17 protein-coding genes are annotated in these 20116 nt (G+C 67.5%); 7 read left to right on the top strand and 10 right to left on the bottom strand.

Annotation, left to right across the window (positions count from 1 at the left end):
* The 5 genes from OOT46_RS26225 to OOT46_RS26205 form a co-directional block, all read right to left on the bottom strand.
* On the bottom strand, positions 1 to 557 hold a 557-nt coding region (locus OOT46_RS26225), incomplete at its 3' end, for an ABC transporter ATP-binding protein (RefSeq protein WP_265406580.1).
* Positions 558 to 660: 103 nt separating this feature from the next.
* Positions 661 to 1950 (bottom strand): branched-chain amino acid ABC transporter permease, encoded by a 1290-nt coding sequence (locus OOT46_RS26220; RefSeq protein ID WP_265406579.1) that lies wholly within the window; start codon positions 1948 to 1950, stop codon positions 661 to 663.
* A gap of 4 nt (positions 1951 to 1954) precedes the next feature.
* The gene (locus OOT46_RS26215; RefSeq protein WP_265406578.1) at positions 1955 to 2995 is read right to left on the bottom strand and encodes a branched-chain amino acid ABC transporter permease; all 1041 of its coding nucleotides are present in this window, start codon (positions 2993 to 2995) and stop codon (positions 1955 to 1957) included.
* 123 nt (positions 2996 to 3118) lie between these two features.
* A complete protein-coding gene (locus OOT46_RS26210) occupies positions 3119 to 4360 on the bottom strand; it encodes a branched-chain amino acid ABC transporter substrate-binding protein (protein ID WP_265406577.1) in 1242 nt (413 codons plus the stop codon).
* A gap of 312 nt (positions 4361 to 4672) precedes the next feature.
* Positions 4673 to 6301 carry a 3-(methylthio)propionyl-CoA ligase gene (locus OOT46_RS26205; RefSeq protein WP_322114299.1) on the bottom strand — a complete coding sequence of 543 codons (1629 nt, stop codon included), beginning with the start codon at positions 6299 to 6301 and terminating at the stop codon, positions 4673 to 4675.
* A gap of 198 nt (positions 6302 to 6499) precedes the next feature.
* On the opposite strand from OOT46_RS26205, the gene OOT46_RS26200 reads away from it, so the two are divergent.
* The 5 genes from OOT46_RS26200 (at position 6500) to OOT46_RS26180 (ending at position 10245) form a co-directional block, all read left to right on the top strand.
* Positions 6500 to 8002, top strand: coding sequence for a protein adenylyltransferase SelO (locus tag OOT46_RS26200; protein ID WP_265406576.1), 1503 nt, complete (start codon positions 6500 to 6502; stop codon positions 8000 to 8002).
* Positions 7999 to 8406 carry a peptide-methionine (R)-S-oxide reductase MsrB gene (gene msrB, locus OOT46_RS26195; RefSeq protein ID WP_265406575.1) on the top strand — a complete coding sequence of 136 codons (408 nt, stop codon included), beginning with the start codon at positions 7999 to 8001 and terminating at the stop codon, positions 8404 to 8406. The genes OOT46_RS26200 and msrB overlap by 4 nt, the downstream gene beginning before the upstream one ends.
* Before the next feature lie 44 nt (positions 8407 to 8450).
* Positions 8451 to 9077 carry a septation protein A gene (locus OOT46_RS26190; RefSeq protein WP_265406574.1) on the top strand — a complete coding sequence of 209 codons (627 nt, stop codon included), beginning with the start codon at positions 8451 to 8453 and terminating at the stop codon, positions 9075 to 9077.
* Positions 9078 to 9079: 2 nt separating this feature from the next.
* A complete protein-coding gene (locus OOT46_RS26185; RefSeq protein WP_265406573.1) occupies positions 9080 to 9346 on the top strand; it encodes a BolA family protein in 267 nt (88 codons plus the stop codon).
* Positions 9347 to 9435: 89 nt separating this feature from the next.
* Positions 9436 to 10245, top strand: coding sequence for a peptidylprolyl isomerase (locus OOT46_RS26180; protein WP_265406572.1), 810 nt, complete (start codon positions 9436 to 9438; stop codon positions 10243 to 10245).
* Between the two features lie 85 nt (positions 10246 to 10330).
* Here the strand turns inward: OOT46_RS26180 and OOT46_RS26175 are convergent, their stop codons facing one another.
* From OOT46_RS26175 to OOT46_RS26160, 4 genes are all read right to left on the bottom strand, one after another.
* Positions 10331 to 11188 carry a universal stress protein gene (locus OOT46_RS26175; RefSeq protein WP_265406571.1) on the bottom strand — a complete coding sequence of 286 codons (858 nt, stop codon included), beginning with the start codon at positions 11186 to 11188 and terminating at the stop codon, positions 10331 to 10333.
* Positions 11185 to 12684 carry a SulP family inorganic anion transporter gene (locus OOT46_RS26170; protein ID WP_265406570.1) on the bottom strand — a complete coding sequence of 500 codons (1500 nt, stop codon included), beginning with the start codon at positions 12682 to 12684 and terminating at the stop codon, positions 11185 to 11187. The genes OOT46_RS26175 and OOT46_RS26170 overlap by 4 nt, the downstream gene beginning before the upstream one ends.
* A 155-nt stretch (positions 12685 to 12839) precedes the next feature.
* Positions 12840 to 13580 (bottom strand): DUF1624 domain-containing protein, encoded by a 741-nt coding sequence (locus OOT46_RS26165; protein WP_265406569.1) that lies wholly within the window; start codon positions 13578 to 13580, stop codon positions 12840 to 12842.
* An 80-nt stretch (positions 13581 to 13660) separates the two neighbouring features.
* Complete coding sequence (locus tag OOT46_RS26160) at positions 13661 to 14485, bottom strand: metal-dependent hydrolase (RefSeq protein WP_265406568.1); 825 nt, start codon at positions 14483 to 14485, stop codon at positions 13661 to 13663.
* 103 nt (positions 14486 to 14588) lie between these two features.
* On the opposite strand from OOT46_RS26160, the gene OOT46_RS26155 reads away from it, so the two are divergent.
* On the top strand, positions 14589 to 15218 hold the full coding sequence (locus tag OOT46_RS26155; RefSeq protein ID WP_265406567.1) for a TetR/AcrR family transcriptional regulator: 630 nt from the start codon (positions 14589 to 14591) through the stop codon (positions 15216 to 15218).
* A gap of 259 nt (positions 15219 to 15477) precedes the next feature.
* Complete coding sequence (locus tag OOT46_RS26150; protein WP_265406566.1) at positions 15478 to 16101, top strand: polymorphic toxin type 5 domain-containing protein; 624 nt, start codon at positions 15478 to 15480, stop codon at positions 16099 to 16101.
* A 6-nt stretch (positions 16102 to 16107) separates the two neighbouring features.
* Here the strand turns inward: OOT46_RS26150 and purL are convergent, their stop codons facing one another.
* On the bottom strand, positions 16108 to 20100 hold the full coding sequence (purL, locus tag OOT46_RS26145) for a phosphoribosylformylglycinamidine synthase (protein ID WP_265406565.1): 3993 nt from the start codon (positions 20098 to 20100) through the stop codon (positions 16108 to 16110).
* Positions 20101 to 20116: the final 16 nt, after the last annotated feature.

Genomic DNA, 20116 nt, shown 5'->3' with positions numbered 1-20116 from the left:
AAACGGGTGGTCTCCGAGCTGCTCATGCCGGCGGTGGGTTCGTCGAGCAGGATCACGGAACTGCCTCCGGCGATGGTGATGCCGATCTCCAGCGCCCGCTGCTCGGCATAGGTCAGGTTGTTGGCCAGCACCTCGCGCTTGCGGTCGAGCTTGATCATCTCGAGGATGCGCTCGGCCTGCGCATTGGCATCGTCCAGATCGGCGAGGAACTTCCAGAAGGCGTAGCGGTAGCCCAGCGACCACAGCACCGCGCAGCGAATGTTCTCGAACACCGAGAGGTGGGTGAACAGGTTGGACACCTGAAAACTGCGCGCCAGGCCGCGGCGGTTGATCTCGTAGGGCTTCAAACCGTCGATGCGCTGCCCGCCCAGCAGGATCTCGCCGCTGGTGATGCCGAAGCGGCCGCTGATGAGGTTGAAGAGCGTGGACTTGCCGGCGCCGTTCGGACCGATGATCGCGACCCGCTCCCCGGGCCGCACCTGCAGGTTGGCGCCGCGGATGATTTCGGTCTTGCCGAAACTCTTGCGCACATCCTTGAGTTCCAGAGCGTAGGTCATGACAGCCCCTCGTCCGTCGAGTACGTCGGCCGATCCCCCGAGGGGATGCGGGCCGGCTTGGGAGCGGCCCGGCGCTCGGCCCGCTCGTGTGACGCCGCATGACTCATAGCGCTTCCCTTCGACGGATTTCCTTCTCGATGTCTTCCTGGATCTGGTTCCACGCGCGCGCGAAACGCCGCCGCGCCAGCTCGAACACGCCCAGCCCCACGGCAAACAGCGCGGCCACCCCGAGCCAGCTGACCGCCGAGGCGGTGTTCAAGGTGAGTCCGAGGAAACGCAGCTCCGGGCCCATCGCAGCGTCGAGCTGGCGGTGGTAGACCATCTCGATCAGGGCGGCCACACCGGCCAGCATCGGCACGGCTGTCGCCAGCAGCGCCGCATAGGGTCGCCAGAGGCGCCCGAACAGGCCGAAGGCGGCCACCCGCAGGTTCATCATCACCAGGCTGGCGATGCCGCCCGGCGCATACATCACCATGAAGAGGAACACCAGGCCCAGGTAGAGCAACCAGGCCTTGGTCAGCTCCGACAGCAGCACGAAGGCGATCACCATCAGCACGGCGCCGATGATGGGCCCGAAGAAGAAGGTCGCCCCGCCGAGGAAAACGAACAGCAGGTAGGCGCCCGAGCGCGCCGCCCCCACCACCTCGGCCGTGACGATCTCGAAGTTCAAGGCGCCCAGCCCGCCCGCGATGCCGGCGAAAAAGCCCGACAGGATGAAGGCGAAGTAACGCACCATCTGCGTGCTGTAGCCGATGAACTCGACCCGCTCGGGATTGTCCCGCACGGCGTTGAGCATGCGGCCCAGCGGCGTGCGCGTGAAGGCGAACATCAGGGCCGTGCAGACGAAGCAGTACAGCGCGATGAGGTAGTAGAGCTGGATCTGCGGGCCGAAGCTGATGCCGAGCGTCTTGCCGGTGACGCGGTCGCCGGTGATGCCGCCCTCCCCGCCGAAAAACTCCGGGAACATCAGCGACATGGCCCAGACCAGCTCGCCGACGCCCAGGGTGATCATCGCGAAGGGGGTGCCGGACTTCTTGGTGGTGACGTAGCCGAGCAGCACCGCAAACGCCAGCCCTGCCAAGCCACCGGCGATCGGCATCAGACTGACCGGCAGTTGCCAGGCGCCGCTGGAGACGAGGTTGAGGGTGTGGATGGTCAGGAAGGCGCCGAGACCCGAGTAGACCGCGTGCCCGAAGCTCAGCATGCCGCCCTGGCCCAGCAGGATGTTGTAGGCCAGGCAGGCGATGATGGCGATGCCGATCTGCGACAGCATCGTCATCGCCAGGCTGCTGCTGAACAGCAGCGGCGCGATCAGCAGCACCGCGGCATAGGCGCCCCAGACGATCCAGCGGCCGAGGTTGAGGGGCTTGAAGTGGAAGACCGATGCTTGCATGGCGTCAGCCCTCCCGGGTGCCCAGCAGGCCGCGGGGACGGAAGATGAGGATCAGCACGAGGAAGAGGTAAGGCAGGATGGGGGCGACCTGGGACACCGTGAGGCGGAACACCGGGTAGCCGAAGGTCTCGGACGTGATGTTCCAGCCGAGGGCGCCGAACAGGTTGACGAGCGAGTAGTCGATGGCGACCGCGAAGGTCTGGATCACGCCTATCAGCAGCGAGGCCAGGAAAGCCCCGGCCAGCGAACCCATACCGCCGACCACCACCACCACGAAGATGATGGAACCGACGGTGGCCGCCATGCCGGGCTCGGTGACGAAGGCGTTGCCGCCGATCACGCCGGCCAGCCCGGCCAGCGCGGCGCCGCCGCCAAAGACCAGCATGAAGACCCGCGGCACGTTGTGGCCCAGCGACTCGACCGCCTCGGGATGGGTCAACGCGGCCTGGATCACGAGGCCGATGCGGGTGCGCGTGAGCAGCAGGTAGACCGAGACCAGCATGAACACCGCCACCAGCATCATGAAGCCGCGGTAGGCCGGGAAGTTGGTGCAACTGATCGCCACCGCCGGATCGGCCGAACTGCACAGTTCGGAGGCGGCGCGGCCCCAGGCGAAGTCGAGCCCGCCGACCGAGGAGCTGACGATGGTGAACAGCGGGCCGTCGAGCGCTGCCGGGACGGGATAGTGGACCGCCGAGCGGCCCCACACGAGCTGCACCAGCTCGAGCAGCACATAGGACAGCCCGAAGGTGATCAGCAGTTCAGCCACGTGGCCGAACTTGTGCACCCGCCTCAGGCAGTACTTCTCGAACATCGCGCCGGCCAAGCCCACCAGCAGCGGCGCGACGACCAGCGCCGGCCAGTAGCCGACCAGCTGGGTGGTGGTGAAGGCGACGTACGCGCCCAGCATGTAGAAGCTGGCGTGTGCGAAGTTCAGCACGCCCATCATGCTGAAGATCAGCGTGAGGCCGGAGCTGAGCATGAAGAGCAGCAGCCCGTAGCTGACGCCGTTCAGCATGGAGATGGTGAAAAACGATGACTCCATCGTGGCTCGCGGGGGGCGTCGGCAAGGACGCAGCAGTCAAAAAAAATGAGCCCGATGCCAGGGGGATCATCGGGCCGCGCGGGGCAGGACCGGCCGGAACAGCACATCCGGCTCGGCCTGCTGTCAGGAAGGCCGTTTCATCTGGCAGGAGGTCGGCGTGCTGGACACGTAGGCATCGAACTGCTTCACGGGGGCGAAGGTGTAGCCGGTGTTCTCGGCACTGTAGCTGTTCTTGGCATCCACCTTCTGCCAGCGGGAGATGTACAGCCCCTGCTGCAGCTGGTGGTCGGTCTTGCGCATCTCGACGTCGCCGTTGAAGCTCTTGAAGCGCATGCCCTCCATCACGGCGGCGACCTTGACCGGGTCGGTCGACTTGGCCCTCGCCATCGCTTCACTCAGCATCGAGTAGGTGTGGTAGACCGCGCCGGTGTACCAGTCGTCGTTGAAACGCTGCTTGAACTCGGCCATCAGCTTGGCGTGCTCGCCAGGCAGGTTGTGGTGGTTGTAGGCCACCTGGTAGACCCGGCCCTCGGCCGCCGCACCCATCGCGGTCGGCGTGCCGCTGACGCCACCGTAGTAGGTGTAGAACTTGGCCGTCAGGCCGGCGTCGTTGGCGGCCTTGATCAGCAGCGTGAGGTCGGAGCCCCAGTTGCCGGTGATGATGGTGTCGGCGCCCGAGGCCTTGATCTTCGAGATGTAGGGCGCGAAATCGCGCACCTGGGCCAGCGGGTGCAGGTCCTCGCCGACGATCTGGACGTCCGCACGCTTGCGCTTCAGGTTCTCCTTCGCGAACTTGGCGACCTGGTGACCGTGCGCGTAGTTCTGGTTGATCAGGTAGACCTTCTTGATCTCGGGCTGGTCCTTCATGAAGGTGGTCAGCGCCTCCATCTTCATGGAGGTGTCGGCGTCGACGCGGAAGTGCCAGTAGCTGCACTTGGAGTTCGTCAGGTCGGGGTCGACCGCCGCGTAGTTGACGAACAGGACTTCCTTGCCCGGGTTGCGGTCGTTGTGCTTGTTGATCGCGTCGATCAGAGCGGTGGCGGCGCCCGAGCCGTTGCCCTGCACGATGTAGCGCACGCCCTGGTCGATGGCCGACTTCAGCGCGTTGAGGCTTTCCTGCGGGCTCAGCTTGTTGTCGATGCCGATGACTTCGAACTTCACGCCGGCCGGGTTTTTCTTGCTGAAATGCTCAGCGAAAAACTGGAAGCTCTTGAGCTGGTTCTGGCCCACGGTCGCCATCAGACCGCTCAGCGGGTCGATCCAGGCCACCTTCACGGTTTCACCCTTCTGCGCGAAGGCGGGGCTGCAGCAGACGGCGGCGGCCACGGCGATCGTTGCCGGGAGGTGAGCGAGGCGAAACTGCATGGCGGGGTCTCCTATCCTGTGTATGTGTGCAGCGACATGCGCCTACTCAGGTTAGCGGAGTTGCCAACACAGCCTCAGAGGGATTGCCCGTACGGGCTGTCGCAATAGCGACAAAGACGTGATAAAGGGGCCGTTTTTCACGGCAGATGCGAGGGCGATGCACCGCACAAGGGCGTCGCCTGAAGGGGCGCGCCGAGGGTGCGCAGCGCGGGGCACGGAGGGGAACAACGAGGGGCGCACGCGGCGCGAGAAACGCGGGCCGGGCGGCCCGCGCGTTGGCAACCCGGCAGCGTGTGCCGGGCGGGTGCGACTTCAGGTCGGCAGCACGTGGTCGGCGAAACGCTCGCGCAGCTTGAGCTTCTGGATCTTGCCGGTGGCGGTGTGCGGGATCTCGTCGACGAACACCACGTCGTCGGGGATCTGCCACTTGGCGATCTTGCCTTCGTAGAAGCCCAGAATGTCCTGCTTGCTGAGCTCCTGGCCTGGCTTCTTGACGACCACCAGCAGCGGCCGCTCGTCCCACTTGGCGTGTCTGCAGGCAATGGCCGCGGCCTCGTGCACCGCGGGGTGGGCCATCGCGATGTTCTCGAGGTCGATCGAGCTGATCCACTCGCCGCCGGACTTGATCACGTCCTTCGAGCGGTCGGTGATCTGCATGAAGCCGTCCGCATCGATGGTGGCGACGTCGCCGGTCGGGAACCAGCCGTCCTGCAAGGGTGAGTCGTCGCGGCGGTAGTAGCGGTCGATGACCCAGTGGCCGCGCACCACCAGGTTGCCAGCGGCCTGCCCGTCCCAGGGCAGCGGCTGCTCGTCGTCGCCGACGATCTGCATGTCGATACCGTAGATGACCTTGCCCTGCTTTTCCAGCAGGCGGCGCTGCGCCTCCTTGGGCAGATCGAAGTGCTTGGCCTTGAGCTTGGACAGCGTGCCCAGCGGCGACAGCTCGGTCATGCCCCAAGCGTGCAGCACCTGCACGCCGAAGTCGTCCTCCAGCGTGCGGATCATCGCCGGCGGGCAGGCGGAGCCGCCGATCACGGTGCGCCTGAAGGTGCTGAACTTCAGCTGGTTCTGCTTCACGTGGTTGATGAGGCCCAGCCAGACCGTCGGCACACCGGCGCTGAAGGTCACCTTCTCGGATTCGAACAGCTCGTAGAGCGACTTGCCGTCGAGGTGCGGGCCGGGCATCACCAGCTTGGCGCCCACCAGCGGCACCGAGTACGGCAGCCCCCAGGCATTGACGTGGAACATCGGCACCACCGGCAGGATCACGTCGCGGCTGGAGCATTCCATCGCATCCGGCATCGCGGAGGCGAAAGCGTGCAGCAGGGTCGAGCGGTGGCTGTACACCGCCCCCTTCGGGTTGCCTGTCGTGCCGGAGGTGTAGCAGATGCTGGAGGCGGTGTTCTCGTCGAACTCGGGCCACTCGTAGCGACCGTCCTCGGCCTCGACCAGCTCGTCGTAGCACTTCAGGTCGAGCGGGCTCTGCGCCGGCATGTGGGCGCGGTCGGTCATCAGCACGAAATGCTTCACGCTTTGCAGGTGGGGCGCCAGTTTCTCGATCAGCGGCAGGAAGGTCAGGTCGAAGCACAGCACCCGATCCTGGGCGTCGTTGATGATCCAGGCGATCTGCTCGGGGAACAGACGCGGGTTCACGGTGTGGCAGACCAGGCCCGAACCCGAGGTGCCGTAGTAGATCTCGAAGTGGCGGTAGCCGTTCCAGGCCAGGGTGCCGACCCGGTCGCCCTCCTCGCAGCCCAGGCGCGCCAGGGCCTGGGCCAGCTTGCGCGAGCGCAGCTCGGCGTCCCGGTAGGTGTAGCGGTGCAGGTCCCCCTCGACGCGCTTGGAGACGATCTCCACGTCGCCGTTGTGCCGGGCGGCATGCACCAGCAGGGACGAGATCATCAACGGCATTTGCATCATCTGGCCCATCAGGCGTGGCATCGTGGTCTCCTCAAAAGTCCGAATCTTTCGCCGCCGACGGGTCCCCGGACGGGATCGCAAATCAACGGGCGAGTCGCGGGGATGATAGGAATCATGCTGCAGTGCAGCGTATGCGGTTTTCCCTAGCCCCTTGTCGCTGGAGCGACTGCGAGCCCCCGCGCCGCGCGCGACCGAGGCAGCGCGGCTAAACTGCGCCGCATGAACCTGCCGCAGGAACCTTGCACCTGGGCGTCGCCCGCCAGCCTCTCGTGGACCCAGGGCTACGCGGCGCTGGGCGAGGACTTCCACACCCGCGTCGCGGCCCAGGCCCTGCCCTCACCCTTCTGGGTCGCCACCAGTGCCGGCCTGGCACGCGAGCTGGGCTGGCCCGAAGACTGGGCGACGCGCAGCGACTGGGGCAGCCTCGCGTGTTTCAGCGGCGGTACGCCGTGGCCCGGCATGGACCCCATCGCGACGGTCTACAGCGGGCACCAGTTCGGCGTCTGGGCCGGCCAGCTCGGCGACGGCCGGGCTCTGCTGCTCGGCGAGGTGGCGACACCGGCGGGCACGAGCCTGGAACTGCAGCTCAAGGGCAGCGGGCGCACGCCGTATTCCCGCATGGGGGACGGCCGCGCGGTGCTGCGCTCGTCGATCCGGGAGTTTCTCTGCTCCGAGGCCCTGCACGGGCTCGGCATCCCGACCACCCGCGCGCTCGCCGTGGTGGGGTCGGACCTGCCGGTGCGGCGCGAGACGGTGGAAACCGGCGCTGTCGTCACCCGGGTGGCGCCCAGCTTCGTGCGCTTCGGCCACTTCGAGCACTTCGCGCACCACGACATGCCGGAGCAGCTGCGCAGCCTGGCTGACTACGTGATCGAGCGCTACTATCCCGCCTGCCGGGACGCGGCCAACCCGTATGCCGCCCTGCTGGAGCAGGTCAGCGTGCGCACCGCCGAGCTGATGGCAGCGTGGCAGGCGGTCGGCTTCTGCCACGGCGTGATGAACACCGACAACATGTCCATCCTCGGGCTGACCATCGACTACGGGCCCTTCGGTTTCCTCGACGCCTTCGACCCCGGCCACATCTGCAACCATTCCGACCACCAGGGCCGCTACGCCTACAACCGCCAGCCCCATATCGCTCTCTGGAACCTGCACGCGCTGGCGCAGGCGCTGCTGCCGCTGATCGGCGAGACCGACGACGCGCTGCAGGCGCTGGAGTCCTACAAAACCGCCTTTCCGCAGGCCCTGGAGGCCCGCATGCGCGCCAAGCTGGGCCTGCAGCAGGCCTTGCCCCAGGACCGCCAACTGACCGACGAGCTGTTGCGCTTGATGGCTCAGGACCGGGTGGACTTCACCATCACCTTCCGCCGTCTGGGCCGCTTCAGCACCCGGGCCGGCGCCGACAACACGGCGGTGCGCGACCTGTTCCTCGACCACGCGGCCTTCGACGCCTGGGCCGCCCGCTACCGCGAGCGCCTGGCGCAAGAGGGCTGCAGCGACCCCGAGCGGCGCGCCCGCATGGACCTCGTCAATCCGAAGTACGTGTTGCGGAACCATCTGCTCGAGGTGGCGATCCGACGCTCGGCAGCCGGCGAGCACGACGAGGTGAAGCGCCTGCTGGAAGTGCTCGAGCGTCCCTACGACGAGCAGCCCGAGCACGAAGCCTATGCAGGTTTCCCGCCCGACTGGGCGACGTCTATCGAGGTATCCTGCTCATCATGAGTGACGACTACAAGGTAAAAAAGAGCGACGAGGCGTGGCGCGCGCAGCTCGACCCGGTGCAATACCAGGTGACTCGCCATGCCGCGACGGAACGTCCTTTCACCGGCAAGTACTGGGACCACGGCGCCGACGGTGTCTATCGCTGCGTCTGCTGTGGGCAGCCGCTGTTCGACTCCAGCACCAAGTTCGACGCCGGCTGCGGCTGGCCCAGCTACTTCCAGCCCGTCGATGAAAGCGCCATCGACCGCGAGATGGATCACAGCCACGGCATGGTGCGCGTGGAGGTGAAGTGCAGCCATTGCGGCGCCCACCTGGGGCATGTCTTCGACGACGGCCCCCGCCCGACCGGCCAACGCTACTGCATCAACTCGGCCGCGTTAGACTTCGCCGAACGAAAAGACTGACGGACCCGGGCGCCGCCCGCCCGGGCGCGCCCCCACACACACCGATGAAACTCCTGTTCGACTTCCTGCCGGTGATCCTGTTCTTCGGCATGTTCAAGTACGCCGAGGGGCGCGCCGACTGGGCCGCCTCGGTCGCCACCGACTGGCTGGGCTTCATGGTCTCCGGCGGGGTCGTCGGCGCCAAGGAGGCTCCGGTTCTGCTGGCCACCGTGGTCGTGATCCTCGCCACCGCGGCGCAGATCCTCTGGCTGAAGGCACGCCGGCGCAAGGTCGACAAGATGCTGTGGGTGAGCCTGGTGCTGGTCACGGTGATGGGCGGCGCGACGATCTGGTTCCACAACGAGACCTTCATCAAGTGGAAGCCCAGCGTGCTGTACTGGGTCATGGGCGCCTCCTTCTGGATCAGCCACGCGGTGTTTCGCAAAAACCTGCTGCAGGCGCTGATGGGCACCCAGGTCGACTTGCCCGCCACCGTGTGGCAGCGGTTGAACTTCGCCTGGATCGCCTTTTTCGGGCTGATGGGTTTGCTGAATATCTACGTGGCTTACAGCTACTCGACCGCGACCTGGGTGAATTTCAAGATGTTCGGCGCCCTCGGCCTGATGCTGCTTTTCATGGTCGGTCAGGGCATCTATCTGAGCCGCCACCTGAAAAACGAGGAGCAAGCCTGACGATGGCGGTCGATGCAAGCCAGATCGAGGCCGCGCTGCGCGCCGAGTTCGCCCCGCAGGCCCTGGAGGTGCAGGACGACAGCCACCTCCATGCAGGCCATGCCGGCGCCCGTGAAGGTCGCCACTTTTCAGTGCGGCTCGTGAGCGACCGGTTTTGCGGTTTGTCACGGCTGGCGCGCCACCGGCTCGTGTATAGTGCTTTGATGCCTTTGATTCCCCAGGGTATTCACGCCCTCGCCATACAGGCTCACGCGCCCGACGAAATTTGAATCCCTTCCAGCGCTGCCGCCGGTCACCGGCTGGCGTTTCCAATATTCACGCATCGCGCTGCCCTCCCCTTCCGATCAGAAAGGTTTCCATGAAGAAAACTAGTTTTGCCTCCGGCGCGTTGAGCCTGGCTCTGAGTGCTGCGCTGCTGGCGCCTGCGATCGCATCGGCGCAGAACATCGCCATCGTCAACGGCAAGGCGGTCCCGAAGGAGCGCGCCGATGCGCTGATCAGCCAGATCTCCAAGCAGGGCCAGCCCGTCACGCCGGACCTGGAGCGCCAGGTCAAGGACGAAGTCGTGCTGCGGGAGATCTTCCTGCAGGAAGCCGAGAAGCGCGGCCTGAACAGCTCCGACACCTACAAGCAGCAGCTGGAGCTGGCACGCCAGACCCTGCTGATCCGCGAGCTGTTCGCCGACTACCAGCAGAAGAACCCGGTCACCGACGCCGAGATCAAGGCCGAGTACGACAAGTTCAAGGGCCAGGCCGGCGACAAGGAATACCGCGCCCGCCACATCCTGGTGGAAAAGGAAGACGCCGCGAAAAAGCTGATCGCCCAGATCAAGGGCGGCGCGAAGTTCGAGGACCTGGCGAAAAAGAACTCGAAGGACACCGGCTCGGCCACCAATGGCGGCGACCTGGACTGGGCCGCGGCTGGCAGCTATGTGCCCGAGTTTTCGCAGGCCATGGTCGCGCTGAAGAAGGGTGAGGTCACGTCCACGCCCGTGAAGTCGCAGTTCGGCTACCACGTCATCAAGCTCGAGGACGTGCGCGACGCCAAGGTGCCCTCGATCGAGGAAGTCAAGCCGCAGATCCAGCAGAGCCTGACGCAGCAGAAGATGGCCAAGTTCCGCGACGACCTGCGCAACGGCGCGAAGACGGACTACAAGTTCTCGCAGTGAAGCGACGGTGTTCCGCGGGAGCGGATTGAACCGATGGAAAAAAAGGCGCCGCTGGCGCCTTTTTTCTTGCGCCGCCCCCGCCGTGTCAACGCACGACCAGCACCGGCACCTCGCTGCTCCGCAGCAGCGTGGTTGTCGTGCTGCCGACAATCAGCTGACGAATGCGCGAATGGCCGTAGGCGCCCATCACCAGCAAGTCGACCTCGCGCTCGCGCACCTGCACCGCCAGCGCCGTCTCGGCCTCGCCGGGGACGATGGCCGCTTCGACGGCAAACCCCGCCTCCGTCAGCATCCCGCGCGCCCACATGATCTGCTCCAGCGCCATCGGGCTCTCTTCGCCCACCATCACGAGCAGGCAGAACAGCCCGCGCAGCAAGGGACTCAGCGCGAGGATTTCAACGGTCCTGCGGCTCGCCGGGCTGCCGTCGAAGGCCAGCGCAAAACGCCGCGGCGGCGTATAGACCTGAGGTGTCACGACCAGCACCGGGCGCTTGACGCTGCGCACGACCCGCTCGACATGGTGGTCCCGGTGCAGCCTCGCGCCGCCGGCCGCGCGATGGTGTTCGCCCACAACGAACAGCCGCGCGCCGCGCTCCAAGTCCAGCACCGTCTCGACCAGTTCGCCGTGGCGTTGCCGTGCCTCCACCGACTCGACGCCGGCGTCCAGCGCACGTCGCTTCGCGGCCTCCAGCAATTGCCGCCCATGCTCCTGACCGAGGCGGCTGCGCTGCTCGTCCAGCGTGCTGAGTTGCTCCAGCAGGGTCTCCTGGGCGCCCAGCCCGATGGCGCCGCTGAGGTCGTGCACCGGGGCACGCTCGGGATGCCGGTCCAGCACATGCAGGAAGGCCAGCGGCGCGTCCAAGCGCTGCGCCGCCCACGCCGCGTAGTCGCACACCGCCGCGGAATTGAAGACCCCGTCAATGCAGGCGAACACCCTGGTCATGCGTGTCTGGCCTCCTCGCTGGCCCGCCGGGCTGTCGCGCCACCCGCCTGGTTCTGTTGCCCAAAGCGGTCGAGCAGCGTCCTGCTCGCCGCGTCCAGGCCGCTCACCTCGACCTCGGCGCCCTCACGCCGGAACTTGAGGACCACCTTGTCCAGCGCGTTGACCGCGGTGATGTCCCAGAAGTGGGCCTGGCTCACGTCGATGTGCACCTTCTGCAGCACCTCTTTGAAGTCGAAGGCAGAGACGAACCGCTCCGCCGACGCGAAAAACACCTGCCCGGCCACCCGGTAGGTGCGCTGCCTGCCCTCGTCCGAGGCCTCGCTGTCGACATGCAGCACGCGGGCCACCTTGTTCGCAAAAAACAGACCGCTGAGGAACACGCCGACCAACACGCCGCGGGCCAGGTCGTGCGTCGCGAGGACCACCGCCACGGTGGCGAGCATCACCAGGCTGGAGCTGGCGGGACGGGTCCTCAGCTGGCGCACCGAAGCCCAGCTGAAGGTGCCGATCGAGACCATGATCATGACGGCGACCAGCGCGGCCATCGGGATCCTCCGGACCCAGTCGCCGAGGAACACCACCAGGATCAGCAGGAAAACCCCTGCCACCAGGGTCGAGAGCCGCCCGCGCCCACCGGACTTCACGTTGATGACCGACTGCCCGATCATCGCGCAGCCCGCCATGCCGCCGAACAGGCCGGCCACGAGGTTCGCGGCACCCTGCCCGACGCACTCGCGGTTCTTGTCGCTCGGCGTGTCGGTCAGGTCGTCGACGATCGCGGCGGTCATCATCGACTCCAGCAGCCCCACCGCCGCCAGCGTCGCCGAGACCGGCGCGATGATGCGCAAGGTGTCCAGCGTCCACGGCACGTCGGGCATCAGGAACGCCGGCAGGCTGTCGGGCAGCTCGCCCAGGTCGCCCACCGTGCGCACGTCGATCCCGAGCCCGATGGAGACGGCCGTCAGGACGACGATGCAGACCAGCGGTGAAGGGATCGCCCGGGTCAGGCTGGGAAACAGATAGATGATGGCGAGGCCGACCGCCACCATCGCGTACACCTCCCAGGGGGCGCCGATCAGCTCGGGCAGCTGCGCCATGAAGATCAGGATCGCCAGCGCATTGACGAAGCCGGTGATGACCGAGCGGGAGACGAAACGCATCAGCCCGCCCAGGCGCAGCACGCCGGCGAGGATCTGGAACACGCCGGTGAGCAGCGTGGCGGCCAGCAGGTATTGCAGGCCGTGCGCCTTGACCAGGTCCACCATCACGAGGGCCATGGCGCCGGTCGCCGCCGAGATCATGCCCGGACGGCCGCCCGCGAAGGCGGTGACCACCGCAATGCAGAAGGACGCGTAGAGGCCGACCTTGGGATCGACCCCCGCGATCAGGGAGAAGGCAATGGCTTCCGGAATGAGCGCCAGCGCCACGACCAGGCCCGACAGCAGGTCACCGCGGGCATTGGACAACCAGTCCTGACGCAAAGAGGTGAATTTCATAGGAGAACAACAACCAGCAGGTGAGCACCTTCGCGCGAAAGTGCCGGGCACGCGGTCGGCTCACACGAAGCGAGACGGCAAGCAAATCATGGGAAGCAGAAAACGCGCCTTGAAGGCGATCAAAGCGGCAAGAACGCGAGGGGAACGCAAGCCGCTCAGCGCGTCAAGGCCACCCATGCTGTCAACAGGCCGATCAGCACCGGCTGGTGCAGCATGTAGAAGCTCAGGCTCCAGCGGCCCAGCACGGCCAGCGGATGCAGGCCCGGCATCAGCCGGCCGCTGAACCAGTGCGGCCGCTCGCGCAGCACCCACTGCCCCGCCGCCATGCCCCACCACATCACACCCAGCCAGGGCAGCAGCGGCACATAGTCTTCGGTGACCGGCTTGCGGGTCACGAGACCCAGCCAATTGGTCCAGCGGGTGTCGAACCACGCGTGCTGCACGAGGTGCGGCAGCGCGATCGCCGCCAGGCCCAGCGGCCACAGCCAGCGCCCCCAGCCCGCGGTAAGGCGGGTGAGGATCAGCATCACCGCAATGCCGTGCAGCACCCCGAAGTAGATAAAACTTTTCGGGAACATGAGGAAGGACCCGGCGCTCACCAGCAGTGCACAGCCCGCCACCTGGGCCCAGCGGCGCCAGAAGCGCCGCCAGCCCTGCCCCTGTTGCCAAGCGACGGCCTGTCCCAGGCCTGAGACAAAAAGGAAGAGCGAGACAATGCAGCTGCGCTGCACGGTCCAGAACGGATCCGTGTAGAAGTTCTGCTTCTCGATGAGACTGAAGTGGTTCAGATCGAAACAGAAGTGGAACACCGCCATCCACAGGATGGCAAAGGCGCGCAGGGCGTCGAGGCGGTCGAAGCGCAGGGAGCGCGAAGCAGCGGCGGCGGTCGGCGTCATGCCGCGATTGTGCCGGCTCGCCGTCTCAACGCGGCGACCGGCGCGAGCCGCCGCCGTGGCGAGGGCGCCTCAAGCTGCGCTCAACGGCCCTGCCCCACGACCGTGAACTGGGCCGCATGATCGCGCAGCCAGGTCGCGGAGCGGTCGGTTTCCTGCTGGGTCGGATGGAAGTTGTCCGACTTGTAGGCGCCCCAGGCCTTGCAGGTACGGCTCACCAGGCCTTCGGCGCCGAACAGGAAACTCGCTGCACTCTTCCAGGTGCGCCACTTGAACAGCTCGCCGTCGTGCCACAGGTTGCGCACGGTCTGCCGTGTCGCGTCGACCATGAAGTAGAGCGTGACGATGTAGAACCAGCGCATGCGCCACTTGTGGTTGCCGCCCAGCGCCTGGTACAGGTCGAAGGCGGTGCTCTTGTGCTCCGACTCCTCGGCGGCGTGCCACAGCCACATCGTCTTCAGGCGCGGCACGTCGTCCGAGATGGTGTGCGGGTAGGCCAGCAAGTGCTCGGCCAGGATGGCGGTGAAATGCTCGTAGGCGGCGGTGACGGCCAGCGGGTGGCGCACGTTGAGGCCGCGCATGCGCTCGATGCGTTTTTTGGCACGGGTCTCCCAGGTGTTGGCATAACCCTGCCGCTGCAGGTGGCCGTTGAACAGGCCGTGGATGCGCCGGTGTGTCGCCTCCTGCCCGATGAAACCCGCCACCTCGGCCTTGAAGCGCTCCTGCTCCGCGGCCGGCAGCGCCTTCACCCCCTCGCGCACCGCGTCGATGAAAAACTGCTCGCCCACCGGAAAGCTCATCGACAAGGCGTTCAGAAAGGCGCTTTTGAAGGCGTCGCCACCATTCCAATGGCGCGGAAACGGTTCGGTCAGATCGATCAGCAGACGTCGCACGACGAGTTCGGCCATCTCGGACTCCAAAGACGCGGTACTAAGCCGTACCGCATGACAGGGACTGTGCCAAGCGGACATGGTACTGTCAAGTACCAACTGCGTCAGAGGAGAATGCGGCATGCACGAAAGCACCGACGTCCTGCCGCCGGCCGCCGCCCCGGCCGCTCCCCTGCCGGCCGGCGAACACCGCGCCCGGCTGATGCAGGCGATGGCCGCCTGCGTCGCCACCAAAGGATATGCCGACACCACGATCGCCGACATCGCGGCCGGCGCGAGGGTTTCCAAGCGGACCTTTTATCAGCACTTCGAGGCCAAGCCCGACTGCCTGATCGCCTTGTACGAGCATGCGAGCCAGCAGGCGCTGGACGTCTTGAAGGCGGCGATCGACCCGGCCCGCGACTGGCATGTCCAGGTGGAACAAGCGGTCGGGGCCTACATGAGCGCCCTGGCCAGCGAACCGGGGCTGTTGCGCACCTTGTTCATCGAGATTCTGGCGCTCGGGCCGCGCGGCCTGCAGGCACGCAGGCGCGGGCACCAGGCGCTCGCCGACTTCATCGTCGGTGTCGTGAACAGTGCTGCGTCGGGCGGAGCGCCGCGCCCGCTCGGGACCGGCACTGCGGTGGCGCTGGTGGGGGCGATCCACGAGTGGGTGCTGCAGGCCATCGAGGAAGACCGGGTCGCGCAACTCGGCGAGCTGACGGCGCCGGCCTCGCGGCTGGTGCGGGCGGTGATCGACGCGCACTTGTAGCCCTGGCGGCCGCCTGAGCTCCGCGGTTCCCGGACTCCGGTTTCGCAGCATCGCGAACCGCTTCGCCCAGTGACGGGATCAGATCGAGCTGCGGCGGGACACTCGCTGCGTCTGCTCGCGATGCGATCGCGCACGCGCAGCCAGCCGGAGAAGACGCATGTCCCACCTCGGTCCGATAGGGCCCCGCTCGCTCCCCCCATTCCCGCCGTCCCCGCCCGCCGCCCCACTGCCGGCCGCAAGCGTCGCGCCCGCAGGGCCCGTGGCGGACAGCGCCCTGGCGCCGCGCCGCCAGCGTCCCCAGGCCCCGACCTCTTCGGCAGGGCCAAGCGCCGAGCTGCCCTGGTACCTGCAACCCCGGCAGCAGGTCCGAAATCGGGCCCTCCGCGAGATCTGCGCGCAGACCGACCACCCGCTGCGTTTTCTGCTCGAAGACCGGAGCCGGGGCGGCGCCGATGCCGACCCCAAGATCAAGGCCTTCCGCAAACCGCCGACACGACAGCATGAGGACCTGATCGGCCGCTCCGGCGACGACATCCACCGGACACCGAAAGAACAGGGCGTCGATCGCAACCCGTTCTACTTCGAGGTCGGCCACCTGGTCACCGACGCCCAGCTGCGCGCAGAAGCCGAGGCCGGGCTCACGCCCGAGCCCGAGCGCTTCGCGCTTCAGGACGCCTGGCTGAACCAGTACGACAACATCGCGGGCGAAAACGCGGGCGTGTTCCTGACGCGAAGCGCGTTGGACATCGGTGGCATCCCGGTGGAAGCGCGAACGGCGCGCATGTGGGTCGAGGACGGACAACTCCCGCCGCACATCCTGGACCAGGCCAAACCGCATCCCGGCTGGACGCCGGCCGAGCTGCGCAGCCCCTCGCGCGCCTGAACGCCCTCACCCCACCCACTTCCTCGCATTGCGGAACATCCGCATCCACGGGCTGACCTGCGCCGCATCGCCGCTGGTCCAGCTCATCTGCACATTGCGGAACACGCGCTCGGCGTGCGGCATCAGCACCGTGAAACGGCCGTCGGCCGTCGTCACCGCGGTCAGGCCGCCCGGGCTGCCATTCGGGTTGGCCGGGTAGGTCTCGGTCGCCAGGCCGTGGTGGTCGACGAAACGCATCGCGGCGTGCACCTCGCTCGCGTTGCCGCGCTGCGAGAAGTCGGCATACCCCTCGCCGTGTGCCACCGCCACCGGCAGCCGGCTGCCGGCCATGCCGGTGAAGAAGATCGACGGGCTGTCGAGCACCTCGACCAGGCTCAGGCGCGCCTCGAACTGCTCGCTCTTGTTGCGCGTGAACCTGGGCCAGGCCTGGGCGCCCGGGATGATGGAGGCCAGCGCCGCCATCATCTGGCAGCCGTTGCAGACGCCCAGCGCGAAGGTGTCCCCGCGTCCGAAAAACGCCCGGAACTGCTCCGCCAGCCGCGGGTTGAACATCACCGAACGCGCCCAGCCTTCGCCGGCTCCCAGCGTGTCGCCGTAGCTGAAGCCGCCGCAGGCGACGATGCCCCGGAAGGTCTCCAGGTGCGCTCCGCCGCGCTGCAGGTCGCTCATGTGCACGTCATAGGTGTCGAAGCCGGCCTGGGACATGGCATAGGCCATCTCCAGGTGCGAGTTGACGCCCTGCTCGCGCAGGATGGCGACCTTGGGGCGGGCCTTCCCGATGAAGGCGGCCGCGACGTCGTCGTTCGGGTCGAAACTGAGCTTGATGTGCAGCCCCGGATCGTCCTCGCGGCCCACCGCGTCGTGCTCGCTGTCGGCGCAGACCGGGTTGTCGCGCAGCTTCGCGATGCGCCACGACACCTCGTCCCAGGCCTTGTGCAGCTGCGCCAGTGGCGCCGAGTACTGCAGCTTGGCGTCGCGCCAGACCTCGATCACGCCGCGGTCGTTGGGCTTGCCGATCACGTGGGTGTGGCGCGACAGGCCGAATTCCCGCAGCGTCTGCAGCGCGCTGTCGCGCTCGGCGGTGCGCACCTGCAGCACGACGCCGATCTCCTCGGCGAACAGCGCACGCAGCATCAGCTCGTTGCGGCGGCCGCTGACCTGGGCCGCCCAGTTTTTGGAGTCGCCGTATTCGGCACGGCTGTCGCTGATGCCGTCGCCTTCGGTGACCAGCAGGTCGACGTTCAGCGACACGCCGCAATGGCCGGCAAAGGCCATCTCGCACACCGCCGCCCACAGGCCGCCGTCGGAGCGGTCGTGATAGGCCAGCAGCAGCCCGTCGGCACGCAGGCGGTTGACGGCCGCGACCAGCTGCTTCAGCGCCTCGGGATCGTCCAGATCCGGCACCGTATCGCCGGGCTGGCCCAGCACCTGGGCCAGCATCGAGCCGCCCAGGCGGTTGCGGCCCTGGCCCAGGTCGACCAGGATCAGCGTGCTGTCGCCCTGGTCGGTGCGCAGCTGCGGGGTCAGGGTGCCGCGCACATCGGCGATGCTGGCGAAGGCCGAGACGATCAGCGAGACCGGCGCCGTCACCTGCTTCTGGCGGTCGCCTTCGCTCCAGCGGGTGCGCATCGACAACGAATCCTTGCCCACCGGGACCGAGACGCCGAGCGCCGGGCACAGCTCCATGCCCACGGCCTTCACCGTGTCGTAGAGCGCGGCGTCTTCGCCGGCCTCGCCGCAGGCGGCCATCCAGTTGCACGAGAGCTTGACGCGCGGCAGCTCGATCGGCGCGGCCAGCAGGTTGGTGATGGCCTCGGCCACCGCCATGCGGCCCGAGGCCGGGGCGTCGAGGCTGGCCAGCGGCGTGCGCTCGCCCATGCTCATCGCTTCACCCGCGAAGCCGGCGTAGTCGGCCAGCGTGACCGCGCAGTCGGCCACCGGCACCTGCCAGGGCCCGACCATCTGGTCGCGGTGGCTCAGGCCGCCCACGGTGCGGTCGCCGATGCTGATGAGGAAACGCTTGCTCGCCACGGTCGGATGGCGCAGCACGTCTGTGCCGACCTGCTCGAGCGACACATCAGCCAGCGGCAGCGGCGCGCCCCGGCGCTGCACCCGCTGGACGTCGCGGTGCACCTTGGGCGGCTTGCCGAGCAGCACGTCCATCGGCATGTCGATGGGCCGCTCGCCGCCGGGGCCGTCCTCGAGCACCAGCTCGCGCTCGTCGGTGGCGACGCCGATCACGGCGAAGGGGCAGCGCTCGCGCTCGCACATGCTCTCGAACAGCGCAAGGCTCTCGGGCGCGATCGCCAGGACATACCGCTCCTGGCTCTCGTTGCACCAGATCTCCTTGGGCGCCAGGCCGCTCTCCTCCAGCGGCACCTTGCGCAGGTCGAAGGTCGCGCCCTTCTCGGCGCCGTCCACCAGTTCCGGGAAGGCATTGGAAATGCCGCCGGCGCCGACATCGTGGATCGCCAGGATGGGGTTGCGCTCGCCGAGGCTCCAGCAGTGGTTGATGACCTCCTGGGCGCGGCGCTGGATCTCGGGGTTGCCGCGCTGCACCGAGTCGAAGTCCAGCTCGGCGGCGTTGACGCCCGCCGCCATCGAGCTGGCCGCGCCGCCGCCCATGCCGATGCGCATGCCGGGGCCGCCCAGCTGAATCAGCAGGGTGCCGGCACCGAAGGGCAGCTTGTGGGTCTGGCTGTCGGGGATGCTGCCCAGGCCGCCGGCGATCATGATGGGCTTGTGGTAGCCGCGTCGCACGCCGTCCACGGTCTGCTCGTAGACCCGGAAGTAGCCACCCAGGTTGGGCCGGCCGAACTCGTTGTTGAAGGCCGCACCGCCGAGCGGGCCGTCGATCATGATCTGCAGCGGGCTGGCGATGTGCTCGGGCTTGCCGTAGGGCGCGCGCTCCCAGGGCTCGGATGTGCCGGGCAGTTGCAGGTTGGAGACCGAGAACCCGGTCAGGCCGGCCTTGGGCTTGGCGCCGCGACCGGTCGCCCCCTCGTCGCGGATCTCGCCGCCCGCGCCAGTCGAGGCGCCGGGATGGGGCGAAATCGCCGTCGGGTGGTTGTGGGTCTCGACCTTCATCAGCACGTGGGCCAGCTCCGGCCGGGCCACGTATTGCGGGGCGTCGGCGTGGCCGGCGGGGGCCCAGCGCTCGATCGGGCCGCCTTCCATCACCGCCGCGTTGTCGGAGTAGGCCACCACGGTGTAAGCGGGCGCCAGCTGGTGCGTGTTGCGGATCATCTGGAACATCGAGCGCTCCTGCTCGACGCCGTCGATGGTAAAGCGCGCGTTGAAGATCTTGTGCCGGCAGTGCTCGCTGTTGGCCTGCGCGAACATCATCAGCTCGACGTCGCTCGGATTGCGCTTGAGTGTTGTGAACGCCTGCACCAGGTAGTCGATCTCGTCGTCCGAGAGCGCCAGGCCGAAGTCGCGGTTGGCCGCCACCAGCGCCGCGCGGCCCTGGCCGAGCACGTCGACGTGCTCCATCGGCTTGCCCGGCTGCTCGTCGAACAGATGGGCGGCGGCTGAGCGCTCCAGCAGCACGCTCTCGGTCATGCGGTCGTGCAGCAGCGCCGCGGCGGCCTGGAGCTCGGCCGGCGTCAGGTGCTTGACACCGCCGAGCAGGCCGGTCTTGAGCGTCAGGCGGTATTCCGTGACTCTTTCCACACGCTTGACGGCCAGGCCGCAGTTGTGGGCGATGTCGGTGGCCTTGGAGGCCCAGGGCGACACGGTGCCCAGGCGCGGCGTGACGACGATCAGCTCGCCCTCGGCCGGGCCGGCATAGGGCTCGCCATAAGTCAGCAGCGCAGCCAGCGTCTCCTGCTCGGCGCCGGCGAGCGCCTGCGGCGCCCAGACCCAGTGCACATGGCGGGCGTGCACGGCCGTGATACGCGGGCTGACGGCCTGCAACTGTGGCAACAGGGCCTGGGCTCGGAACGCTGAAAGGGCATTGCCGCCCTCGAAGTGGAGGAGGTGGTGGGCAGTCGCGGTCACGCTGGAGAACTCGGGT

The sequence above is a fragment of the Aquabacterium sp. A7-Y genome, from assembly GCF_026153205.1.
Lineage (GTDB): Bacteria > Pseudomonadota > Gammaproteobacteria > Burkholderiales > Burkholderiaceae_C > Caldimonas.
Note: the sequence above shows the minus strand (reverse complement) of the source record. Positions and strands in the feature narration are given on the sequence as shown.